Origin of the sequence: Neorhizobium puerariae (assembly GCF_042429745.1) — a bacterium.
Lineage (GTDB): Bacteria > Pseudomonadota > Alphaproteobacteria > Rhizobiales > Rhizobiaceae > Neorhizobium > Neorhizobium puerariae.
This window is the reverse complement of the sequence record NZ_JBHMAA010000040.1, coordinates 1-18,982: the sequence shown is the minus strand read 5'-3', so window position 1 is coordinate 18,982 and position 18,982 is coordinate 1. Positions and strand designations below refer to the sequence as shown.

General features: G+C 60.5%; 23 protein-coding genes and 1 pseudogene. 11 read left to right on the top strand and 13 right to left on the bottom strand.

Annotation, left to right across the window (positions count from 1 at the left end; all coding sequences use genetic code 11):
- Nucleotide 1 precedes the first annotated feature (1 nt).
- Nucleotides 2-1,333 carry a Dyp-type peroxidase gene (locus ACFFP0_RS28955; RefSeq protein WP_377265702.1) on the top strand — a complete coding sequence of 444 codons (1,332 nt, stop codon included), beginning with the start codon at nt 2-4 and terminating at the stop codon, nt 1,331-1,333.
- Nucleotides 1,334-1,732: 399 nt separating this feature from the next.
- Here the strand turns inward: ACFFP0_RS28955 and ACFFP0_RS28950 are convergent, their stop codons facing one another.
- Nucleotides 1,733-2,569, bottom strand: coding sequence for an alpha/beta fold hydrolase (locus ACFFP0_RS28950; protein ID WP_377265691.1), 837 nt, complete (start codon nt 2,567-2,569; stop codon nt 1,733-1,735).
- A 201-nt stretch (nt 2,570-2,770) separates the two neighbouring features.
- Between ACFFP0_RS28950 and ACFFP0_RS28945 the strand changes: the two genes are divergently transcribed.
- Nucleotides 2,771-2,998, top strand: a complete 228-nt coding sequence (locus tag ACFFP0_RS28945) for a DUF6429 family protein (RefSeq protein WP_377265690.1) — start codon at nt 2,771-2,773, stop codon at nt 2,996-2,998.
- A gap of 92 nt (nt 2,999-3,090) precedes the next feature.
- On the opposite strand, the gene ACFFP0_RS28940 is transcribed toward ACFFP0_RS28945, so the two are convergent.
- On the bottom strand, nt 3,091-3,660 hold the full coding sequence (locus ACFFP0_RS28940) for a TetR/AcrR family transcriptional regulator (RefSeq protein ID WP_377265689.1): 570 nt from the start codon (nt 3,658-3,660) through the stop codon (nt 3,091-3,093).
- Nucleotides 3,661-3,721: 61 nt separating this feature from the next.
- On the opposite strand from ACFFP0_RS28940, the gene ACFFP0_RS28935 reads away from it, so the two are divergent.
- Nucleotides 3,722-4,645: an alpha/beta hydrolase family protein gene (locus tag ACFFP0_RS28935; RefSeq protein WP_377265688.1), complete on the top strand. Its 924-nt coding sequence runs from the start codon at nt 3,722-3,724 to the stop codon at nt 4,643-4,645.
- Between the two features lie 13 nt (nt 4,646-4,658).
- Nucleotides 4,659-5,312: a glutathione S-transferase family protein gene (locus ACFFP0_RS28930; protein WP_377265687.1), complete on the top strand. Its 654-nt coding sequence runs from the start codon at nt 4,659-4,661 to the stop codon at nt 5,310-5,312.
- Between the two features lie 210 nt (nt 5,313-5,522).
- Here ACFFP0_RS28930 and ACFFP0_RS28925 read toward each other — a convergent pair whose 3' ends face one another.
- Nucleotides 5,523-6,395, bottom strand: a complete 873-nt coding sequence (locus ACFFP0_RS28925; RefSeq protein WP_377265686.1) for a PhzF family protein — start codon at nt 6,393-6,395, stop codon at nt 5,523-5,525.
- Nucleotides 6,396-6,514: 119 nt separating this feature from the next.
- Between ACFFP0_RS28925 and ACFFP0_RS28920 the strand changes: the two genes are divergently transcribed.
- The gene (locus tag ACFFP0_RS28920) at nt 6,515-7,405 is read left to right on the top strand and encodes a LysR substrate-binding domain-containing protein (protein WP_377265685.1); all 891 of its coding nucleotides are present in this window, start codon (nt 6,515-6,517) and stop codon (nt 7,403-7,405) included.
- A 51-nt stretch (nt 7,406-7,456) separates the two neighbouring features.
- On the opposite strand, the gene ACFFP0_RS28915 is transcribed toward ACFFP0_RS28920, so the two are convergent.
- A complete protein-coding gene (locus ACFFP0_RS28915) occupies nt 7,457-7,843 on the bottom strand; it encodes a tautomerase family protein (protein ID WP_377265684.1) in 387 nt (128 codons plus the stop codon).
- Nucleotides 7,844-7,965: 122 nt separating this feature from the next.
- Between ACFFP0_RS28915 and ACFFP0_RS28910 the strand changes: the two are divergent.
- Nucleotides 7,966-8,289, top strand: a pseudogene (locus ACFFP0_RS28910) (IS5 family transposase); the annotation flags it as partial.
- On the opposite strand, the gene ACFFP0_RS28905 reads toward ACFFP0_RS28910, so the two are convergent.
- The gene (locus ACFFP0_RS28905; RefSeq protein ID WP_377265704.1) at nt 8,262-8,450 is read right to left on the bottom strand and encodes a hypothetical protein; all 189 of its coding nucleotides are present in this window, start codon (nt 8,448-8,450) and stop codon (nt 8,262-8,264) included. The pseudogene ACFFP0_RS28910 and the gene ACFFP0_RS28905 sit on opposite strands and share 28 nt — an antisense overlap.
- Before the next feature lie 121 nt (nt 8,451-8,571).
- On the opposite strand from ACFFP0_RS28905, the gene ACFFP0_RS28900 reads away from it, so the two are divergent.
- The 4 genes from ACFFP0_RS28900 (at nt 8,572) to curA (ending at nt 10,968) form a co-directional block, all read left to right on the top strand.
- Nucleotides 8,572-8,988 carry a hypothetical protein gene (locus ACFFP0_RS28900; RefSeq protein ID WP_377265683.1) on the top strand — a complete coding sequence of 139 codons (417 nt, stop codon included), beginning with the start codon at nt 8,572-8,574 and terminating at the stop codon, nt 8,986-8,988.
- Between the two features lie 97 nt (nt 8,989-9,085).
- Entirely contained in the window at nt 9,086-9,421 is a 336-nt protein-coding gene (locus ACFFP0_RS28895; protein ID WP_075821212.1) for a type II toxin-antitoxin system PrlF family antitoxin, read from the top strand.
- A 1-nt stretch (nt 9,422) separates the two neighbouring features.
- Nucleotides 9,423-9,914 carry a type II toxin-antitoxin system YhaV family toxin gene (locus tag ACFFP0_RS28890; protein ID WP_377265682.1) on the top strand — a complete coding sequence of 164 codons (492 nt, stop codon included), beginning with the start codon at nt 9,423-9,425 and terminating at the stop codon, nt 9,912-9,914.
- A 34-nt stretch (nt 9,915-9,948) separates the two neighbouring features.
- The gene (gene curA, locus ACFFP0_RS28885) at nt 9,949-10,968 is read left to right on the top strand and encodes an NADPH-dependent curcumin/dihydrocurcumin reductase (RefSeq protein WP_377265681.1); all 1,020 of its coding nucleotides are present in this window, start codon (nt 9,949-9,951) and stop codon (nt 10,966-10,968) included.
- Between the two features lie 600 nt (nt 10,969-11,568).
- Here the strand turns inward: curA and ACFFP0_RS28880 are convergent.
- Nucleotides 11,569-12,741: an MFS transporter gene (locus tag ACFFP0_RS28880; protein WP_377265680.1), complete on the bottom strand. Its 1,173-nt coding sequence runs from the start codon at nt 12,739-12,741 to the stop codon at nt 11,569-11,571.
- Nucleotides 12,742-12,752: 11 nt separating this feature from the next.
- Nucleotides 12,753-13,724 carry a quinone oxidoreductase family protein gene (locus ACFFP0_RS28875; RefSeq protein WP_377265679.1) on the bottom strand — a complete coding sequence of 324 codons (972 nt, stop codon included), beginning with the start codon at nt 13,722-13,724 and terminating at the stop codon, nt 12,753-12,755.
- A 275-nt stretch (nt 13,725-13,999) separates the two neighbouring features.
- On the opposite strand from ACFFP0_RS28875, the gene ACFFP0_RS28870 reads away from it, so the two are divergent.
- Nucleotides 14,000-14,890: a LysR family transcriptional regulator gene (locus ACFFP0_RS28870; RefSeq protein WP_377265678.1), complete on the top strand. Its 891-nt coding sequence runs from the start codon at nt 14,000-14,002 to the stop codon at nt 14,888-14,890.
- A gap of 72 nt (nt 14,891-14,962) precedes the next feature.
- Here the strand turns inward: ACFFP0_RS28870 and ACFFP0_RS28865 are convergent, their stop codons facing one another.
- The 6 genes from ACFFP0_RS28865 to ACFFP0_RS28840 form a co-directional block, all read right to left on the bottom strand.
- Nucleotides 14,963-15,856 carry an arginase family protein gene (locus ACFFP0_RS28865; RefSeq protein WP_377265677.1) on the bottom strand — a complete coding sequence of 298 codons (894 nt, stop codon included), beginning with the start codon at nt 15,854-15,856 and terminating at the stop codon, nt 14,963-14,965.
- Between the two features lie 409 nt (nt 15,857-16,265).
- On the bottom strand, nt 16,266-16,847 hold the full coding sequence (locus ACFFP0_RS28860) for a hypothetical protein (RefSeq protein ID WP_377265676.1): 582 nt from the start codon (nt 16,845-16,847) through the stop codon (nt 16,266-16,268).
- Nucleotides 16,848-16,870: 23 nt separating this feature from the next.
- Nucleotides 16,871-17,179: a hypothetical protein gene (locus ACFFP0_RS28855; protein WP_377265675.1), complete on the bottom strand. Its 309-nt coding sequence runs from the start codon at nt 17,177-17,179 to the stop codon at nt 16,871-16,873.
- Nucleotides 17,180-17,309: 130 nt separating this feature from the next.
- Nucleotides 17,310-17,918 (bottom strand): DUF6985 domain-containing protein, encoded by a 609-nt coding sequence (locus ACFFP0_RS28850; RefSeq protein WP_377265674.1) that lies wholly within the window; start codon nt 17,916-17,918, stop codon nt 17,310-17,312.
- 60 nt (nt 17,919-17,978) lie between these two features.
- Nucleotides 17,979-18,317, bottom strand: a complete 339-nt coding sequence (locus ACFFP0_RS28845; RefSeq protein WP_377265673.1) for a Rap1a/Tai family immunity protein — start codon at nt 18,315-18,317, stop codon at nt 17,979-17,981.
- A gap of 105 nt (nt 18,318-18,422) precedes the next feature.
- Nucleotides 18,423-18,982 (bottom strand): hypothetical protein (locus tag ACFFP0_RS28840; protein WP_377265672.1); only part of this gene is annotated, 560 nt, incomplete at its 5' end.

The following is an 18,982-nucleotide window of genomic DNA, read 5'->3' as shown; positions in this document are numbered from 1 at the left end:
CATGATGGCCGCAGAACTCGACCTGTCGGACATCCAGGGAACCGTCCTGCGAAACCGGCCCATGCCCTATTTCGGCAGCTATCTGGTCTTCACCATCAGCGATGCGTCGGCCGCGAGGCAGCTTCTCCAAAGGCTTGTCCCGCATGTGACCTCTGCGGCCGACTGGGACAATCCTCCCGAAGACGCCTGGATCAATGTCGTCTTCTCCTTCGCGGGCCTCCGGAAACTGGTCGACCGCGCAGAGGATCTCGCCGGCTTCCCCGCCGAGTTTCGTCAGGGAATGGCGCGCCGGAACGTCTATCTGGGCGATGTCGGCGCAAGCGATCCCTCGAACTGGGACCTGCCCCATGGCGGCAATGGTTTCGACATCGGGCTGCTGATCATGGCGGGCAACCTGGAACTGAAGGAGGAAAAGCTTGCGATCGGCCACGCCGCCCTGGAGGGGCTGGCCGGAGTGGAGCTCGCAGCACGGCTCGATGTCAGCGTGCCGTCGACGATGCGCGAGCATTTCGGTTATGTCGATGGCATCAGCCGGCCCTTCATCGAGGGACAAGGCGGTCTTCCCCTGCCCGGCCAGGACGTCGTCAAGGCAGGCGAATTCATCCTTGGTCATGAAAATGAACTCGGCGGCATCGCCCGGCTCGAAGGCCCGGAAGCGCTCTGGCGCAACGGAACCTTCATCGCCATCCGCAAGATCCGCCAGGACGTCGCCGCCTTCCGGAAATTCCTGCGCGACAATGCCGAAGCCGCAGGCGGCGAGGAAATGCTCGCCGCAAAGATGATGGGCCGCTGGCGAAGCGGCGCTCCGCTGGCGCTTTCCCCCGACGGCGACGATGCCGGATTGGCGAAGGACCCCGGACGCAACAACGACTTCGCCTACAACGACGACGATCCAGATGGCCGGAAAACGCCGCTCGGCAGTCATATCCGGCGCGTCAACCCGCGTGACGGACTGAAGGAAACGCTGACCGACATCCGCCTCCATCGCGTGCTACGCCGGGGTTTTTCCTATGGACCGGAATTGCCCGAGGACACCTTCGATGACGACGGTATCGACCGCGGCATCGTGCTCGCCATCATCAACGCCGACCCCGGCCGCCAGTTCGAATTCGTACAGGCCCAGTGGATCAACGACGGCGATTTCATCTCCCAGGGCGAGCGCACCGACCCCATCATCGGCCGCCGCGACAGGACGGACGACTTCCAGTTCCCCGCCAAACCCGTTCGCAGACGCGTAACAGGGCTCCCGGACTTCACCTTGGTGAAAGGCGGAGAACACGTATTCCTCCCCAGCATCCCCGGCCTTCGATGGCTATCCGCGAGACAAGGATGAGAACCGACTTGCCGTAGACCAGAGCCTTGCGCCGGCGGCCTTGAAGAACTGACGTATCCGCCCGGATTTGCGGGTCCATGATGACGATGTCACTCAGCTGAGCATCGGGACGAGGTTACCCGTGCCGTATTTCTATCGAGATCGATCGTTCCTGACGTCATTTTACTTCAGCAGGGTTTCGTAGAGGTAAAGGCGCCACGTTGTCCGAGATCGGTGCTTTTGTGTGCGATCTTTCCGGCATCGTTACGTTATCTGCGGGTTCAAAACGCAAAAAGCCCCGCGAAGGGGGCTCATTGGGATCGCAGGGATCGTTGGTTGCGGGGGCTCGCAACTACCGATACCAACATTCGTTGGAAGTGGCAGTATAAACGCCCTGCTAGGACACAAGTCTTCATTACGTCACTCTCCAACTTGTTGCACGGTTGGCATCAGAAATCGGAGGATGGCTTCTAGGAAGACGTCCCTGCCGGCATCGGCGCGGTCGAGATGCACGAAATGCGTGGCTTCCGGGATCCTCACCAGTTCTGCCCTTGGAGCCTCGGCGACGATGTCCCGCGCGTCCTGCGTCCGGCTCCAGAAATCTCGTCCGGATCGCACGACCATGACAGGCATCGTCAGGGCTGCCGCTGCCCATTGGCGCCCGCCTATCGCGAGCTCAAAACTGTCGGCCATGGCCCCACTGGGGGACCGGAAGCTCGGCGGTTCGCGAGTGACCGATGTTTCGTCGGAAGCCAGTGCTGCATCTGCATAGGCGTCAGCGACGCGAGGGTCTCTCCAGGTCGTCTTGTCCGGAGCCGGAATGCTGTTGTCCCAGGCCGTGAACAGGCTCGCTCTTGTGTTGAAGCGATAGGCCCCGAACAAGGAAATGTTGAACTGCCCCGGCTTCAGGGGATCTTCGAGCGGTGAGCCATGACCAGGCGACTTGTGCTCGTTTGATCCGCCGTAGAGCGTATTGTAGAGTACCAGCCGTTCGACAGTCTGTGGATGCTCCGCCGCGAACGCAGCGGCCCAATGTCCGCCTGTCGCCCAGCCGACGATGCTGACCTGCGTATCTCCACTCCACTCGGCGATTGCGTCCACGGCCGCGGCGATGTCGGCAACCGCGTCATTGGTGCGGATCAGAGGGGCGGCGTCGATTGCTGGATGTGCCATCGCCTCGGGGCGGCTCGGCTGCCCATAGCCCCGCAGGTCGAGGATATAAACGAGATGTCCGGCTGCCGCGAGATCAGCCGCCAAGGAACCGCCAGGCACCGCGAGATCGAATGAGGCAACGCCCGGAACTCGTGCGCCGTGCCGGGTGAAGATGATAACTACGTCTACTCCATAGCCCTCCATGACCCTATAAAATAGGCCAAGCATGAGTATTGACGGCCTTCGTGGTGCGATCACCTTCAGCCCGGCTGATCGCACAATGGAACGCTGCGGGGTATCGGGACCATGGAAATCGACAAGGACAAGATCGATGATGCAATCCTTGCGCTGCTTTTCCTCTCACTCGACCGGGACGGCCGATCATGGAAGAGCTTCGATTGGGATGCGATGAACCGGCTACATGAGAAGGGCTTCATCACTAATCCCGTGAGCAAGGCGAAATCCGTCATGTTGACCGAAGACGGTATCGAGCGGTCGGAACATCTCTTCCGGGCTTTATTCTGCAAGCCCTGAACAGGCACCCTCCGCGCCTCGAATAAACGATTTTGGTGGCTGTTCGCAGACAAGGCTGGACATAGCGCAAACCTGGTGGAGAGAGGTGTGCACTAACCTCGGACCAACTGCGCCGCGGCCTCGCCGGCACTTTCCATATAGCTCGGGTCTCGATGAAGCAGCACGACTGCAAATGCGCCGTCGAGTAGAAGGATGATCTGGCGCGCCAGGCATCGTGCTTCGTCGGGTGTGCGTGTGCCTGCGAACACCGAGCACAACCAATCCTCGACGCGCTTCTTGTGCTTGCGCCCTGCAAGGATCGCTGGATGTCCCGGAAGGTGGATCAATTCAACCGATGTCCGCAGGAAGCCGCAGCCCTTCCATTTGGGATGGCGCGCAGACACCGCCAGATTACGGAAGATTCCCTGCACCTTGTCGGCCGTGCTGCCTTCTGTCTCGTCGAACCAGCGTTGGAACAGCGCCAGATTCGGCTGGTCTCGTGTTTCGAGATAGGCGGCGATCAGATCATCCTTGCTGCGGAAGTGGTAATAGAGCGTCCGCTTGGTCAGGCCCGCCTTCTCGGCGACCGCATCGACGCTGACGGCGCGGATTCCCTCGGCGTGGAACAGCTTGCCTGCTGCCTCGATAATGCGTTCGCGTGTGGGAACATCCGTTCTGGTCATGCGCGAATGTATACCGACCAGTGAATATACTCAATCGATGGCTCCACCTATCATCTGCGGCATGAGCAGCCATCTTTCGCACCCCATGCCTATGGACGGGCCACCAGTCGAACTCGCCTGTCCTGATGGGGTGCGGCTGGGCGGCCATTTCTGGCGCACACGGCAGGCCGATCTGATCGGCACGGTCATCGTCAATCCTGCTACAGGTGTGCTTGCGCGCTATTACCATCGCTATGCCCGCTTCCTCGCCGGGGATGGGTTCGACGTCCTGACTTACGACTATCGCGGCATCGGGCTGTCGCGGCCCGAGCGGTTGCGAGGCTGTGGCTATCGCTGGCGCGATTGGGGCCAACAGGATTTCGAGAGCGCGGTCAGATTCGTCGATCAGCAGGGCCGAGGCGACCGACTGCTTGTGGTTGGCCACAGCATTGGCGGTTTCCTGCCGGGCCTGGCCGAAAGCGCCGGGCGGATAGCGCGCATGCTGACGGTCGGGGCGCAATATGCCTGGTGGGCCGACTATGCCGCCCATCGGCGGCTCCCTCTCTTCCTCAAATGGCATGTTGCTATGCCCGCACTGACATACGCTTTCGGCTATTTTCCCGGCCGACGGCTGGGATGGCTCGAAGACCTGCCCGCTGGCGTCGGGTATGAGTGGGGTTTTCGCGGGTTACGTTTCGAGCGCAGTCACCCGCCCGATGAGCGGCAAAACGTGCTGATGCGCATGGCGGCGGTGTCCGCGCCGATTCTGGCCGTCGCCGTCTCGGATGACGAGCTTGGTACGCCGGCCGCGATCCGCCGCACACTTGGTTACTACACCGGCTCTGAACGAACGACCGTCCTGCTTCGGCCATCGGATTACGGCCGCGACGCGATTGGTCATTTCGGCCTGTTTCACGGCAGCCACGCCGCCGGCTTATGGCTCGATACGCTGCTGTGGCTGCGCGACGGCCGCAATCCCTGGCCAGATCACGTCATCGATCCTTGAACTGGAGGTTCCCATGCATCGTCTCTACTATTCGCCCGGAGCCTGTTCGCTCGCCGTCCACATCACGCTGGAAGAGATCGGCCAGCCCTATGAGTCAGAGGTCCGTTCGGCCAAAAATGGTGAGGGGACGACGACGGCGGAGTATCTTGCGCTCAACCCGAAAGGCCGGGTGCCGGCGCTGAGCGGTGTGCCCGGCGGCTCGGGAGGCGCGCCGAACCTGCTCACGGAAGCCGTCGCCATCTTGCTGTTTCTCGCCCGCAGCCATCCCGAGGCCGAGTTGCTGCCCGCGGATTGTGCCGGCGAAGCGCGGTACGTGGAATGGCTGAGCTGGATCTCGGTCGATCTGCACGGGATCGGCTACGGCCAACTCTGGCGTCCGCATCGGTTCGTGCCCGACGCGGCGTTGCATGAGGCGGTCAAAACCAAGGGCCTGGAGAACATCCGCGCCGCCTATGACCATATCGATCACATCCTGTCCGATGGCCGCGACTGGGCGGTGCCCGGCCAGTACACTGTCGTCGATGCCTATCTTACCGTGTTCTGGCTCTGGGGCCGTCGCATCGGCCTCGACATGGAGGCGAACTGGCCGAACTGGGCGGGGCTGATGAGCAGGGTGCTGGCGCGCCCCGCCGTCCAGCGCGCGATCCAGCAGGAAGGCATCGCCTGACGTGAGGCGGATTGCGCCGCATCAAGGGCGGGTACCCGATGTCAGATGTTCGAACAGGCTTCGATCCGTGCTCATCGGGGTCGATCGCTTCGCGCGCCGCTGCTTCGGCACGATGCCCATACCGAGTCTCGGTTCAGGGGAGAAGTAAGCTGCAGTTCGAATGCGGGTGTAGGATTCAGCGGGCAAACGGCGGCTCACCAATATGATAAGCTACAGATGAAGGATACCTCGTAGCATGACGATGCCCGCGCCGGAGATTTCGGGCTCTGGTGTGAGCCGCAAACGGATAAGGCTGCGACGGCCCATCTTCGTGCCTTGCTCAATCTCGATAGCGTCGTTTTTCAACAGTCCCTCCGCTCCGAGATAAGCTGCGAGCGGGCCGGCGGCAGTTCCGGTCGCCGCATCCTCCCAGAGCCCGACAGTGGGATTGAAGAACCGGGCATAGGCGGTTTCGGGCGAAGTGGCGTCCAACGCATAGATGTAGCAGCCTTCCGCCGGTGTTTCGTTCAGGACCGAGAGTAGTTTCAAGGCATCCGGCGCTGCCCTATCGACCGTGCCCGCGTCACGAACACGCACCATGAGATGCGCAGCTCCGGTATCGGCAGGACGCGGTTTCGGCTCGACGAGGATATCGCCGTCACCAAGGCCGAGTGCCGCGGCCAAGGGCGCTATATCTTCCAGCGGCTCCGACAGCCGTAGCGGCGCCTGGCGCATCCGGCCATGGACGCGGCCGTCGATCGATCCGAGCTCAATGGGTAGGACATCCGATCCGATCTCCTGCCGGAACGTCCGGGCCGTCGTCAGCGGGCCGAGATCGCCATGTTCTCCGAGCCACAGCCATGCCCCGAGGGCATTGTGACCCGCACCAAAAACCTCCGCGCCGCTCGCCGTAAAGGATCGCAGTTTCCAGTCTGCACGCGAGCTGTGCTGGATGAAGGTAGTCTCAGCCTGATTGAACTCGCCAGCGATCCGCCTCATTTGCTGGTCCGTCAGATCATCGGCGCCTTGCACCACTGCCAGCGGGTTGCCGGTCAAGGGTGCGTCCGCGAAAACATCGATGATGCCGGCGACCAGTTCGACCATATGGTTTGCCTTCCTTAGATGAGATGATCTCTTGATGAGATGACTTTCGGTCATCATAATCGGCTCGTAGTACGAAGAAAAAATCAAACTCCTCACCTTGAGGATGAATCAGATTCAGCATGACTCGTTTGCGCCTGCCGCCGCTGTCCGCTCTCCGCGCCTTCGAAGCGGCCGCACGCCGTGCAAGTTTCAAGCTGGCGGCCGAAGAGCTTCTGGTCACGCCGACGGCGATCAGCCATCAGATCCGGCAGCTTGAAGCCCATCTCGGTTTCCGGGTCCTGGACCGGACGCCAAGAGCCGTGACGATGACCCCGCAGGGCAAGGCCCTGTATGATGCGACAGCCTCCGGCTTCGGCGAAATCGAAAAGGTGGTGACGCGGCTGCGCGCGGACACAACGCCGGCGCCGGTTACGCTCACATCCACAACGGCGTTTCTGAGCCAATGGCTGGTGCCCCGCATGGAGGCGCTGCGTCAGGCCGTTCCGACGATCGATCTCCGGCTGCATATGTCAAACGCAGTGGAGGAATTGCGGCCCGGCGGCATCGACATCGCGATACGTTATGGGCGTGGTCCGTTTCCCGGCGTGGTCAGCACGCAGCTCTGCGCAGATACCCTGGTGCCCGTTTGCAGCCCCGGCCTCGGCCTGTCGCGTCTGGAGGATCTGCGCGACGCGACATTGATCCATATCGATGGGCGAAGCCGTCCGATGCCGAACCCGGATTGGCCCCGCTGGTGCGCGTTGGCTGCTCTCACCGACGTCCAGACCGACGCCGGGCCGAGGTTCCCCGACACTATGTTGGCCGTGCAAGCTGCTATCGCCGGCCAGGGCGTCGCTATCGTCAGCCGGGTTCTGGCCGGCGACGCTCTTGCTTCGGGTCTGCTCGTAACACCCTTTGCACAGACGCTTGCCGGCGATGCCTATCATTTTGCCTGCGCAACCGGGTTGGAACAGCGTCAGGACATCATGGCGCTCAAGACCTGGCTTCAGGGTTGTTTCGCGACGGTTTAAGTCGTGAACCCATAAATGGGAAACGGCCGAGATAGGTGAGAAGCGGTCAATTCAAACGTCGATTTTGAAGCCCAAGTCGATCTCGCTCGCAGGCTTTCCATGCAATCCCCAATTGACAGGGTCGCTCTCAATGAGGACCGTTTTGATGTCGGACGCAGGCACGTCAAAGGCAGAAAGCTCTTCAACAATCGCTTGATAAAGACGGCGCTTGGCCTCGACCGATCTTCCCGAGAATAGTTTGATTTCAATCACGGTGTAGCGCGGCCCCTTATTCGGAGGCGCTATCATCGCGTCATCGTTGAATTCTTGCAAAAAAATGCATCGGTCATCGTCAGGTATCAGCAACCCAGCAATCAAGGCACGCTGGACTGCCTCGATAAGCTCACGTCGTCGACCGCCAATCCAACCATCCCGTGTCTCTATCCGCGTCGATGGCATCTGCCCCCTCCAGCTCAGTCAGGACATGACTTTTACTATATTGGCGGAGGTCCGCAACAGTTCGCGAACCCACCAGCAACACTCTTAGTGCGCCATGAGGAATGATCTGATTAAGCATTGGCATGAGCCGATATGATCTGACCGACTTCGAGTGGCGCGTGATCGAGCCGCTCCTGCCCAACAAACCGCGCGGCGTGCCACGTGTTGACGACCGCCGTGTGCTAAACGGCATCTTCTGGGTGTTGCGATCTGGTGCGCCATGGCGAGACCTGCCGGAGCGATATGCCCCCCGCACCACTTGCTACAATCGCTTCGTGCGATGGTGAAAGGCAGGCGTGTGGGAAAAGTTGATGGACGCTGTTACCACCACGCGCGAGTGCAATATCCAGATGATCGACAGTACCTCCGTCCGGGCCCATCAGCAGGCAGCGACGGCAAAAAAGGGATCGAGATCCTGCGCGCCGAGCGGCCCGCATGGCTGGCGGTGGACGAGCAGCCGGAAGCCCCTGCCATAGAGAACGAGCCTTTCGCCGTGGCGGCGGAATGAAGGATGGGCCGGGATCGCATCAGCGGTCCCGGCCTGCCACTCGCAAAATCGCGACCGCACGGCTTCCCCGCGCGGCCGGATGACCTCGACAGACCAAGAACATATCGGCACACATCGGAACGTGCAGCGGCCATCGTGGCGATTGCACGAAAGGCGGTGCCGTCAGCAAAGGTGAAACATCATGGTCGCCGTCATGTTCATGAGCGTTGGGCTGGTCGCGCTTCTCTGCGTCCTCGCCTACAATCTCGCTGTCTATGCGCTGCCCTTTTTCATCGGGCTGGCCGCAGCACAATTCGCTTACGAGACCGGCTCCAGCCTGATCGGCGCAGGGCTGGTCGGCCTGTTTTCCGCTGGCGTTGCGTTCGGCATTCTGGCCGGGCTGTTCGAGACGATCCGCTCGCCTGTCATTCGCCTGATCGTCGGGCTGATCTTCGCCGCGCCCGCTGCCGTTGCGGGCTATGCGCTGATCTATGGCATCACCAAGGAGGCCGTGCCGTCCGACATCTGGCGGCAAATCTTCTGCATTGCTGGCGGCGGATTCGTCGGCTTCTCCGCCTTGGCGCGTCTGGTGAACGGTGTCGGCCAGCCCGCGAAGTAAAGGCGCGGAAACGGCTGGCAGAGCAAGGCGACGGCCAATCTTGACATGATAAGGAATATTCCTTACATTCCGCTCGACCGATTTATGGAGGCCCGCCATGGGAGCGCTGCTGAAAGAAGAAAGCACGATCACCGCCAAGGGACAAACCACCGTGCCGAAGTCCGTTCGGCAGGCGCTGGGCGTGGACTATGGTGGACGCATTGCTTTTCTCATTGATGAGCAGCACCGCGTCTATGTCCAGAAGGCCGAGATTGAAGAAACCGCCGATCCCGTGATCGACCGTTTTCTCGAATTTCTCGCGCGGGACATGGCGAAGCAGCCCGAGAAATCTGTTCTTCCGTTCCCGCAATCCTTGCTCGACCGGGCTGTTGCCCTGACGGCGGGCATGACGGTCGATCTCGATGCCGAGATCGAGGGGGACGTTTCAATCTGATATGCCGACGATCAATGGCTGGACCGTCCTCGCACACCCTCTCTTTCTAGATCAGTGGGAAAAGCTGATCGAGGCGGTCGATACGCTCAAAGCGAAGAAACCGGACGATTATCAGAAATCCGCCGACGCCAAGTTGCTTGCGTCCTTGGTCCAGCTTGTCACCGTCAATGTGCCATCGGACCCGACAGCATCCATCTATCGCCAAGGCGCGACTCTTGGCGATGACCGCAAGCACTGGTTTCGCGCCAAGTTCGGCAATGGTCGTTTCCGGCTCTTTTTCCGCTACAGCAGCACCAGCAAGGTCATCATCTTCGCCTGGGTGAACGACGAAAACAGCTTGCGGACCTACGGCTCCAAAACGGACGCTTATAAGGTCTTCAAGGGGATGCTGGATGACGGCAACCCGCCTGACGATTGGGAGGCGCTTCACAGGGAGGCTTCCGACCCCAAGGCGGTTGATCGGCTGGAACAAGCCTCTCCCCCGAATCTGTAACGAATGCTGTTGAACGTCAAAGGAAGGTCAAGCCTTGGTCGAGAGTAACCGCCGAATACTTCTTGCCAGCCGTCCGGTTGGCAAGCCCACCCCAGACAACTTCAGACTTGATAGCGCCCCGCTTTCAGAACCGGACGAAGGTCAAGTTCTGCTCAAGATCCTCTACCTCTCGTTGGACCCCTATATGAGGGGCAGGATGAACGCCGGGAAGTCCTATGCCAAGCCGGTAGAAATCGGCGATGTCATGGAAGGCGGAACGGTCGGCAGGGTAGTCCGATCTCGGCATCCCGATTTTGCGGAAGGCGATGTCGTTCTTTCCCATTCCGGATGGCAGAGTTTCGCGCTTGCCGAGGGATCGACCCTTCGCAAGCTCGATCCGGCAGCCGCTCCGATCAGCACCGCACTCGGCATTCTCGGGATGCCCGGCTTTACGGCCTATGCGGGCCTCCTCACAATCGGCCAACCGAAGCCCGGAGAAACCGTTGTCGTCGCAGCGGCAAGCGGGGCCGTAGGGTCAGCCGTTGGGCAGATCGCGAAGATAAAGGGCGCTCGCGCGGTCGGTATCGCTGGCGGCGCGGACAAGTGTGCGTTCGTGCGCGATGAACTCGGTTTCGATGCCGTGGTCGATCACCGCGCCCCGGATTTCGAGGCCCGGCTAAAGGCTGCCTGCCCGCAGGGGATCGACGTCTATTTCGAGAATGTCGGCGGCCATGTCTGGGATGCAGTCTTTCCGCTTCTGAACGATTTCGCTCGCGTGCCGGTTTGTGGACTGATCGCGCAGTATAACGATGCGGCGGCGCATTCCGGGCCAGACCGCCTGCCGGGCGTCTTGCGCGATGTGCTGAGCCGGAGCCTGCTCATTCGCGGTTTCATCCAGCGTGAGTTCGTCGATCAGCGGCCTGCCTTCTACAGCCAGATGGCGGAATGGATCGCATCTGGTCAAATCCGCTACAGGGAAGATGTCGTGGACGGGCTGGAGGCTGCGCCGGAGGCTTTTATCGGCCTGCTGGAAGGTCGCAACTTTGGCAAGCTGGTGGTCCGTATCGCAGAGTGATGGCATTCGGGTGAAGCTCAGAACCACAGCCTGAAGTTACTATGATTGGGCGTTGCCCTTCGGGCCGGGCTTTCGGCTGCGCCGGAACCACGCCGAGGGCGCGTTTCCGCCATTCGGCTTCAATCCCATAACGCAAGGGCGGCGGCGGACATTTCGCGGCAAGCCCCATCCGGCTGACGAGGCAGTCTCGCGGAGCCGGTCATGGTCGCCACGGCAGACCCACGAGGTTGGGCTTTCCGTCCGCTTCGACGGGCCGGACGGATCAGCGCCGGGAAACTCGGATCATCTGCTTGGTGAGATATGGCGTGCGGCCCGCAAGCGGTCTCCCCACCACACCGGACACGCCAGCACCGGCGAAGGTCAGACGAAGCCTCGCCCGCAAACGCCCACTGGCATCATACGAACTGGCCTTGACGGTCAGGGCAGAAAAGACCGCAGCCAAGGCGACCGGCGCAGCGTCCCGATCCCGGCGCGGCACAGGACAGCCGCCATTGCCGTATTCCTACAATTTCCTGAAACGGGCGCTCCATCCGCGTCCTCGATTGGCACGGTCTGACCGAAGACCGGCTTCACCTCGCTCGTCTTCAGGTGGGATGCCGCTCAACACGCTTCACCTTTCTGGCGTGGCTCATAGCCCACCAGCAGCGCCGCGCTGGGCAGCACCACAACGGCCCCGGCAGTGAAGGTCGCACTTAGGCCCATGTGATCGACGATGAAGCCGCCGGACGCCGACCCGAGAGCGATGGCGACCTGGCAGGTGAAGGTGAACATGGCTGACGAGGCCTCCGTGTCGCTGCCGGACACACTGCGGTTCCAGGTGTTCAGGCACAGCGGCAGAGCTCCCCACGCGATGCCCCACACCAGGATGAGGGCTATCTCGGCCAGCGGTAGACCAGCCAGCCAGGGCAGCGCGGCCAGGGATGCAAGCAGCAGTACCTTGGCTGCGAGCAGGCTGCCGCGCAGGCTTCGGCCAATGAAGTGGCTGGCCACGAAGTTCGCGAAGAAGCCCGCAACGCCATACCCTAGCAACAGGAGGGTGATGTTCGAGGGGCCGATGCCGGCTTGCTGCATCAGCGGCGCCACATAGGTGTACGTGCCGAAGTGTGCGGCGAACACCAGCGTGATCATCAGCATGCTCTTGCGCGAGGCGGCGCGCTGCATGAACGCCACCAGCGATGCGATGCGCATCGAGCCTGCGGCGGGAATCGGAAACAGCGCCCATGCCTGCATCAGCACTGCCGCGGCAGCAATGGCGGCAGCCGCCAAGAAGGCGCCACGCCACGAGAAATGCTCGGCGACCAGCGTGCCGAGCGGCACGCCCAGGATCATGGCCGCCGTAACACCAGCGAATACCGCAGCAGCGGCCTTATGCGCTTTCTCGGCATCCACCAGCCGCACAGCCACGGCCAGCGCCAGCGCCCAGAAGGCCCCAAGGCTGATACCGACCATGGCACGGCTGAGCAACATGATGCCGTAGGTGGGCGCCCAGGCGGAGAGCAGACATGCCGCCAGCAAGATGACCGAAAGCAGTAGCAGGATGCGGCGGCGGTCGGTGCTCCCGGCAAGGAGCATCACGCCGGGTGCAGCCAACGCTGCCAAAACACCAGGCAGCGTCATCATCAAGCCCGCACTGCCCGCAGTGATCCCGAAAGACTCGGCAACCTCCGGCAAGACGCCGACCGGCAAGAACTCTGCGGTCACGGAAGCGAAAGAGCCCAGCGCAAGCGACAGCACGGCAAGCCAGGAGCGTGCCGGAGACGTTGTCCCGTTCATGTCTCGCCCCTTCATAGATGCAGGATCACCGAGCCGACGGCCTCGCGCGACGTCAGGCGGCTATACGCCTGCTCGAAGTCCTCGATGAGGTACGTGCCGTCGATAACCGGCTTCAACAGGCCTTGGGCGGCCAACTTGCCAATGTCAACCAACGCTTGGGCCGCCGTCTCGTCCGGCTCGGCGTGCAGGCTGTACCCGATAAGCGATTTCTCATTGACGATCACGTCCACCACATCCACCTCGGCCTGCTTGCCGCCGGTGAAGCCGATGGACACCAGCGTGCCGCGAGGGCGCAGGGCCTGGAGCAACTGTCCGAACAAGCTACCGCCCACCGGGTCGAGCGCCACGTCGGCCCCCTGGCCGTCGGTCAGTGCATGCACTGCCTCGCCCACATCCTGCGTCGAGAGGTCGATCGCCTCGAAAGCCCCCGCGGCACGCACGCGCTCTGCCTTAACGGCGGACGAGGCAATGCCGATGGGTCGCCCGCCCAATGCTTTGGCCACTTGCACCAGTGCGTGGCCGACGGAGCCCGAAGCGCCCGAAATCAGCACCACCTGGCCCGGCTGCACCTTGGCGATACGTGTCAGCGCCAAGTAGGCGGTCAGATAGTTCACCGTCAGGGCCGCGCCTTCGTCCCAATTGAGGTTGTCGGGCAGCGCCAACAACCTCCTGTCCTCAACCAACGCCCACTGCTGAAAGAGACCATCGCGCGTAATGCCGAGCACGCTGCCGCCGTAGATGGCGACGCGAGTGCCGGGTTGGAAACGGGCACCGGCCTCCACCACGCCCGAGCCTTCATTCCCGAGCACGAGGGGCGCAGGCGCTGACGCCATCTCGCCCTTGCGCAACGTGTTGGAGAGCTGGTTAACAGTGGCTGCGTGCAGGCGCACCAAGCTGAAACCGTCCTTGGGAACGGGTTGATGGCGATCCTCCACAACCATTTCAGGGGGATTACCGAACTTCTTGACGACGATGGCTTTCATGTCGATCTCTCGCTTTCTCAAATTCGATGATTTCGGGTGCGGGCTGGGGTCGGCGCCCTTGGCTCGTCACCAGACGGCCTGTTGCCCGATTTCTGCCGAGGCCAGCAATCGGGTACGCGCGTCCCTTGGTTCGCACCGACACCGCGACGGCCGGATAGGTGCGTCAGTCTGACCATTAGGATAATGGCTGATTTCAGAAACAAAAGACATTTATCTTGCCATCACTATCCATACTGATGGATAATTAGAGCGTCTTAAGGCTGCGGAGAGCGCCCATGAACCAGTTGCTGGCGATGCGCGCCTTCGTGCGCGTGGTCGAAACCGGCTCCTTCAGCAGAGCCGCTGAGCAGTTGGCGCTGCCTCGTTCGACCGTGAGCAAGTTGGTCACGGATCTGGAGAGGCACTTCGGCATCATGCTGATGCACCGCACGACGCGCGCGGTGGCGGCCACGTCCGAAGGGCTGGAATATTACGAGCAGGCGATGCGGCTGCTGTCCGACGTGGATGCAATCGATGATTCGGTGCGTGGCAAGACGCTCAAGCCTCGCGGGCACCTGCGCATCGACGCGCCAGTTTCGTTTGCCAACTGCTTATTGATTCCTGCACTGCCGGACTTCCGCCGCCAGTACCCTGACGTGACCATCGCCCTGGGAATCAGTGATCGAACGCTCAATATCGTTGGAGAGGGCGTCGATTGCGTGATCCGCGCCGGCGCCCTTCAGGAAATGACAATGATCGGACGGAAGATCACAGATCTCGATTACGCAACCTGTGCGTCACCCTCATATCTCAAGCTCCGGGGGGTGCCACGTTCGCCACTGGATCTGAGGGACAACCATCTTCACGCCGGCTATTTCTTTGCTGCAACCGGCAAGCCGGAACCAATGGTATTTGAGAACGGGGCGGACCGCCACGAGATCACCAAGTGCGCGTTTTCGACCAACGAGGGCAATGGCCTCATCAATTTGATGCTTGCGGGGCTGGGGGTGGGGCAGCATCTGCGACGCTTCGTCCAACCGTATATCGACTCGGGCCGGCTGGTCGAGGTGCTGCCGGAATGGACGCGGCCCGGCCTCCCCTTGCACGCGGTCTATCCGCCCAATCGCCACCAGAGCGCGCGTTTGAAGGTTTTCATCGACTGGCTGATTGACACCTTCCGGCGGTGATAAAATATCCGGTTTGAATTTGCGTCCAGAGGATAATCAACCATCGCACACAGTGGTCGCATTGATTTCAGATCAACCGTCTTTCAGCAGAGGCAGACGCCCGAGCATGTTTTGCAGCTTAATCGCGACCCTCGGCATGTGTTCGGCGACAGTGAGACCCACCAGATCGGAGTGCTCGGCAAGATCGTTGATCAAGCGGACGACCTCATCCACCTTCATTCCGTTAGGCTCGACGCCCACGGCGGCGATCATGTCCGATGGATCAATGACGTCGAGATCGAAGTGCACCAGCACCTTCGATGCTCCGGTCTTCCTGAGCCACTCCAGCACGGCCGAACTATCCAGCGCGACTTCCGCAGGCGACAGGCTTTTGACCCCGAAATCGTTCTGGCGTTGCGGGGTGCCACCTTCCTTCTCCCACGCACGCAACCCGACGATGAGCACCTTGGAAGCATCCACCTTTGCGGGAAGCAATTGCATCATGCCGGTATCGCCTCGCCCCATCGTGGCGGCCAGGGCCATCGCATGGTATCCCCGATGCCCTTCTCCCGGCAGGTTGAGGTCCGGATGTGCGTCGATCCACACGATAGCCACATCGTCGAGGTATTTCTCGGCCAGAAATGTGAATGGCACCACGCTGACGGAGCACTCGCCTCCCAGCGTGACGATCCTGTCGGGGTCATGCTGGCGAAGGATTTGTAGTGCGGCATGCGACTGTCTCAGAAGCGCCCGATAGGAAATGACCCCGCTTTCTTCCTCTCTGTCCTTGATATCCAGCGACACCGGGACTTCGACCGTTCTCTGGCCGTTAGCCGGCGCCAATATCCTCAGCAGTTGCGCGCCAAGAAAATACCCTTTGTAGGCATCCTCCGCAGGCAACTCAGGAATGAACTCGGCAATGGGGCCACCTCCTTGCCATTGGGGATAAACGAGACGGATGGTTGATGCTTTGTTGTCTGTGCTCACGTGGTTCACTTGTATTGAACCGTGGCGGCCTCCACCGCCATTCATGACAGGCAAAGTGAATTTGCGCGCCCACGGTCGTTCGCGGATGTGGTCTCCTCACATGCTAGTGGCTACCGCCAGCGACGGAAATACCTTTTCATTGCCATCTGCATTCATACCCATGGACAATCGCGACGACTGTCAAAATGTGCGAGTCCCTAAGTTCGAAAGCACTACCCATTCAGGTGTCCGTGAGCATGGATAGTGAAGGCGGTTCGTAACCACTCGAAATACGCTGATGATGCTATGGTTGTGTTCAGCAGGAATGGGACATAACATCCACTCCTCATGTCGACTTTTGGAAAGGCAGACAACATGATGCAAACACGAGTGATACAAGTAGACAGCGCGTTCCGTGACACGCGTCCCGTTACCACTCCCGCCATTCCGCGGTGATATCTTCATCATCCTGGAGGCTGAAGCCCGACGCCCTTACCACCGCGTCTATCAGGGTACCGAGCTCATCGCGTTCCAGCGTTTCGATCATCCCGTTTCTGCCGTTGATCTCGTTAATCGCAAGAACGATGTCCTTGACCGCCGCCTGGATAGCCTGCGCATCCCGCTGGCTGGTAGCGGCTTTCACCGTGTCGACGAACGCATTCAGTGCCGCTTCAGCCACGGCGATATCCGCTTCGTTGAAAAGCTCGTCTCCCTCGACCATTGATCTCCGCCAGCGTGGCGTCGGAATCTGGCCTCGCAATGCTTCGACCTTATCGACATTGCCAGGCATGATCTTGTGCTTTGGCAAGGACGCTTTTTGGCGCCTGCCCCTGAGCATGGTGCGGTCAGCCGGCATCAGGTAAACCGCCATCAATCGCAAGTCCGCGTCATATTTTGCGATCACGACCATATTGCCGACAGTGTGGGAATGATCGAAGCGTTGGGCTGAATATTCTGGCAGTGTGCTGCTCTTGGCTTCCCTAAACGGACCCGTCCCGAGCTTCTCAGCCACGACGTCGCTGCTGTCTCCAAACGTCAGACCAAATGGCAGCGCCGCCGGATAGGCGCGTTGCACCGCCCTGATCGCATCCAGTCCGGTAAATGACAGCCGGAGACGATCCTTTCCTCATCGTCTGGCAGGCTTCTCGACCGTACCTCTTCGAATTGGGCACTATATGCGGAAAGGCTTTCCACCTGCAGACCGAACCCACTGTCGAAGCCGCCGAAAAAGCCCATCTCCGCATTCGTACGAAAATCGGTAGGGTCCAGCTTTTCGTGCTTGGCCAGATAAAACTCGACAACCGGGTCGGCAATGCTGCGGCCAAGTATATCGAAATGATTCATCTTCTGCCTTTTCTGTCACAGTATTCCTAGCCGGCATTGCCTTGCGGCCGTTGTGACGTCGAACGTGTTACGTCCGCTTACGGCACGACCGAGCTGTTGCAAATCTTCCCCAAACCGCGACATCCAAATTTCACGTGCGTCCTTCGGCGTGGCGATTGGCGATCCACGAGAGGTTCGGGATATCGCCTCCGCCAGATTCCACGACATTGGTGCCGTGGAACATGACGCCATAGCCATGCTCCCGATCCCATGTACATGCCAGTTCCGCCCCGAAATAGGGAAGCTTACCCTTAATAGGAGGCAGCGTAAGCTGAAGCAGCCGGACCATCTGACGCAGCATCGGCTCGTCACAGCTTTCAGGGAGCGGCTTATCCTCGTCCCCCAGTACGATACCGCTCTGGATGTCGCGCAATCTTGGCATGTCGCTCAAGATCGTGTCGATAATGACCCGCTCTACTTCCTCATCGTTCTCGATAAGCCACCGTGCCGTTTCAAGCATGATGGGATCAGGGGAGTCGCCTTCGCCATCGTCATTTTCAAAGGAAACAGGTACTTCGCCGGGCTCGGCGAAGTTGGAATAGCCTCGGCGGGGATGAGGCGGGGCAACGAGAGAATGCCAGAGCGTCGACGTCTGCGGCATCGGGAGCGCCGTTTCCCAAAATCCATCTACGCCGTAGAGGGTGGGCAGTCCATCGAATGTATAAGGAGCGTATTTGGGGGAGAGCTTGTCCACGAGCATCGTGTTTATCCTCTTGTTGAGTCAGAAATTGTCAAAATCCGCATCTCCCGCGAAGCTCCCTCAGTTTGCGCGACACGGGAACGCCTCGGCTAATCCCTCCACCACAAGCGATGATGCGCTCCCTTTCAGCCGGTCTGGCGCAAGGGTGCGAAGATTGGTGTAGACGCGGTCGACAAGCTCATGGGGAAGAACATTGCCGGCTCCACACCATCGCGTGCCGCTCGTGGCGTCTGCGACACCGGCGATATAAGCGATGGCGCGAGCATTCGACACGATGCGGCCAGCCTCGCCGGACATTCCATCGCCCGATCTGCCTTCAAGCGCTTCGATCAGTTCAAAGCCGCTGAATATCCAGTCGCGTTTTTCTGCGGCTGCCGGTGCTCCTCGCACAATACTCATGGCCCACAGTACCGAGAGCAGAATGGCTAAAATATACCGTCGAACTTGGATTGTCTTTCTCCTGCGCGAAAGGGTTGCAGCATGCTCATGAGCGATACGTGCATTTCACGCCGAACGTAACAGACTTCCTGCTGTACGCAGACGCTCCTCAAGCGCTTCCAAAAGTTGTTCCTCATCGCGGATGCGCCCTTGCCCGAATCCGAGCTTTAAGACCAACTCGCGCCAACCGTGCCGCGGGTGGATTTGGGGTGCCCCATAAGCGTCGGCGAACGAAGCGAGATTGACAGCATACCCGTAGCCATATTCCATCTCTACCGCACCGCCCACGGACACCCAAATATCCGCGCCGATAAAGATTGGGGTCTTGAAATCGCCTCCAATTACGAGAGCCGAGTCTTCTCGTGATGCGAAAACCCAATCCTTCACAAGGACATTTCCTGTCACAAAAATTGTGCTTGCCCAATCATGGTCGATGCTACTGCACGTCAAGTTTCCGAAGACAACCAGTGTGACATGTCCATCGCCTCCCTCGATCTTGGTGTCAGGCGAAGTGAGAAACTGACCCCCTGACGAAATGAAGAACTGCGCCCTCGTTTCCCAACGAGGAGAGATGGATGACGAGGTTGGTTTCAGCGCATCCTGCATTGTCGCGAACGATGCAGGGC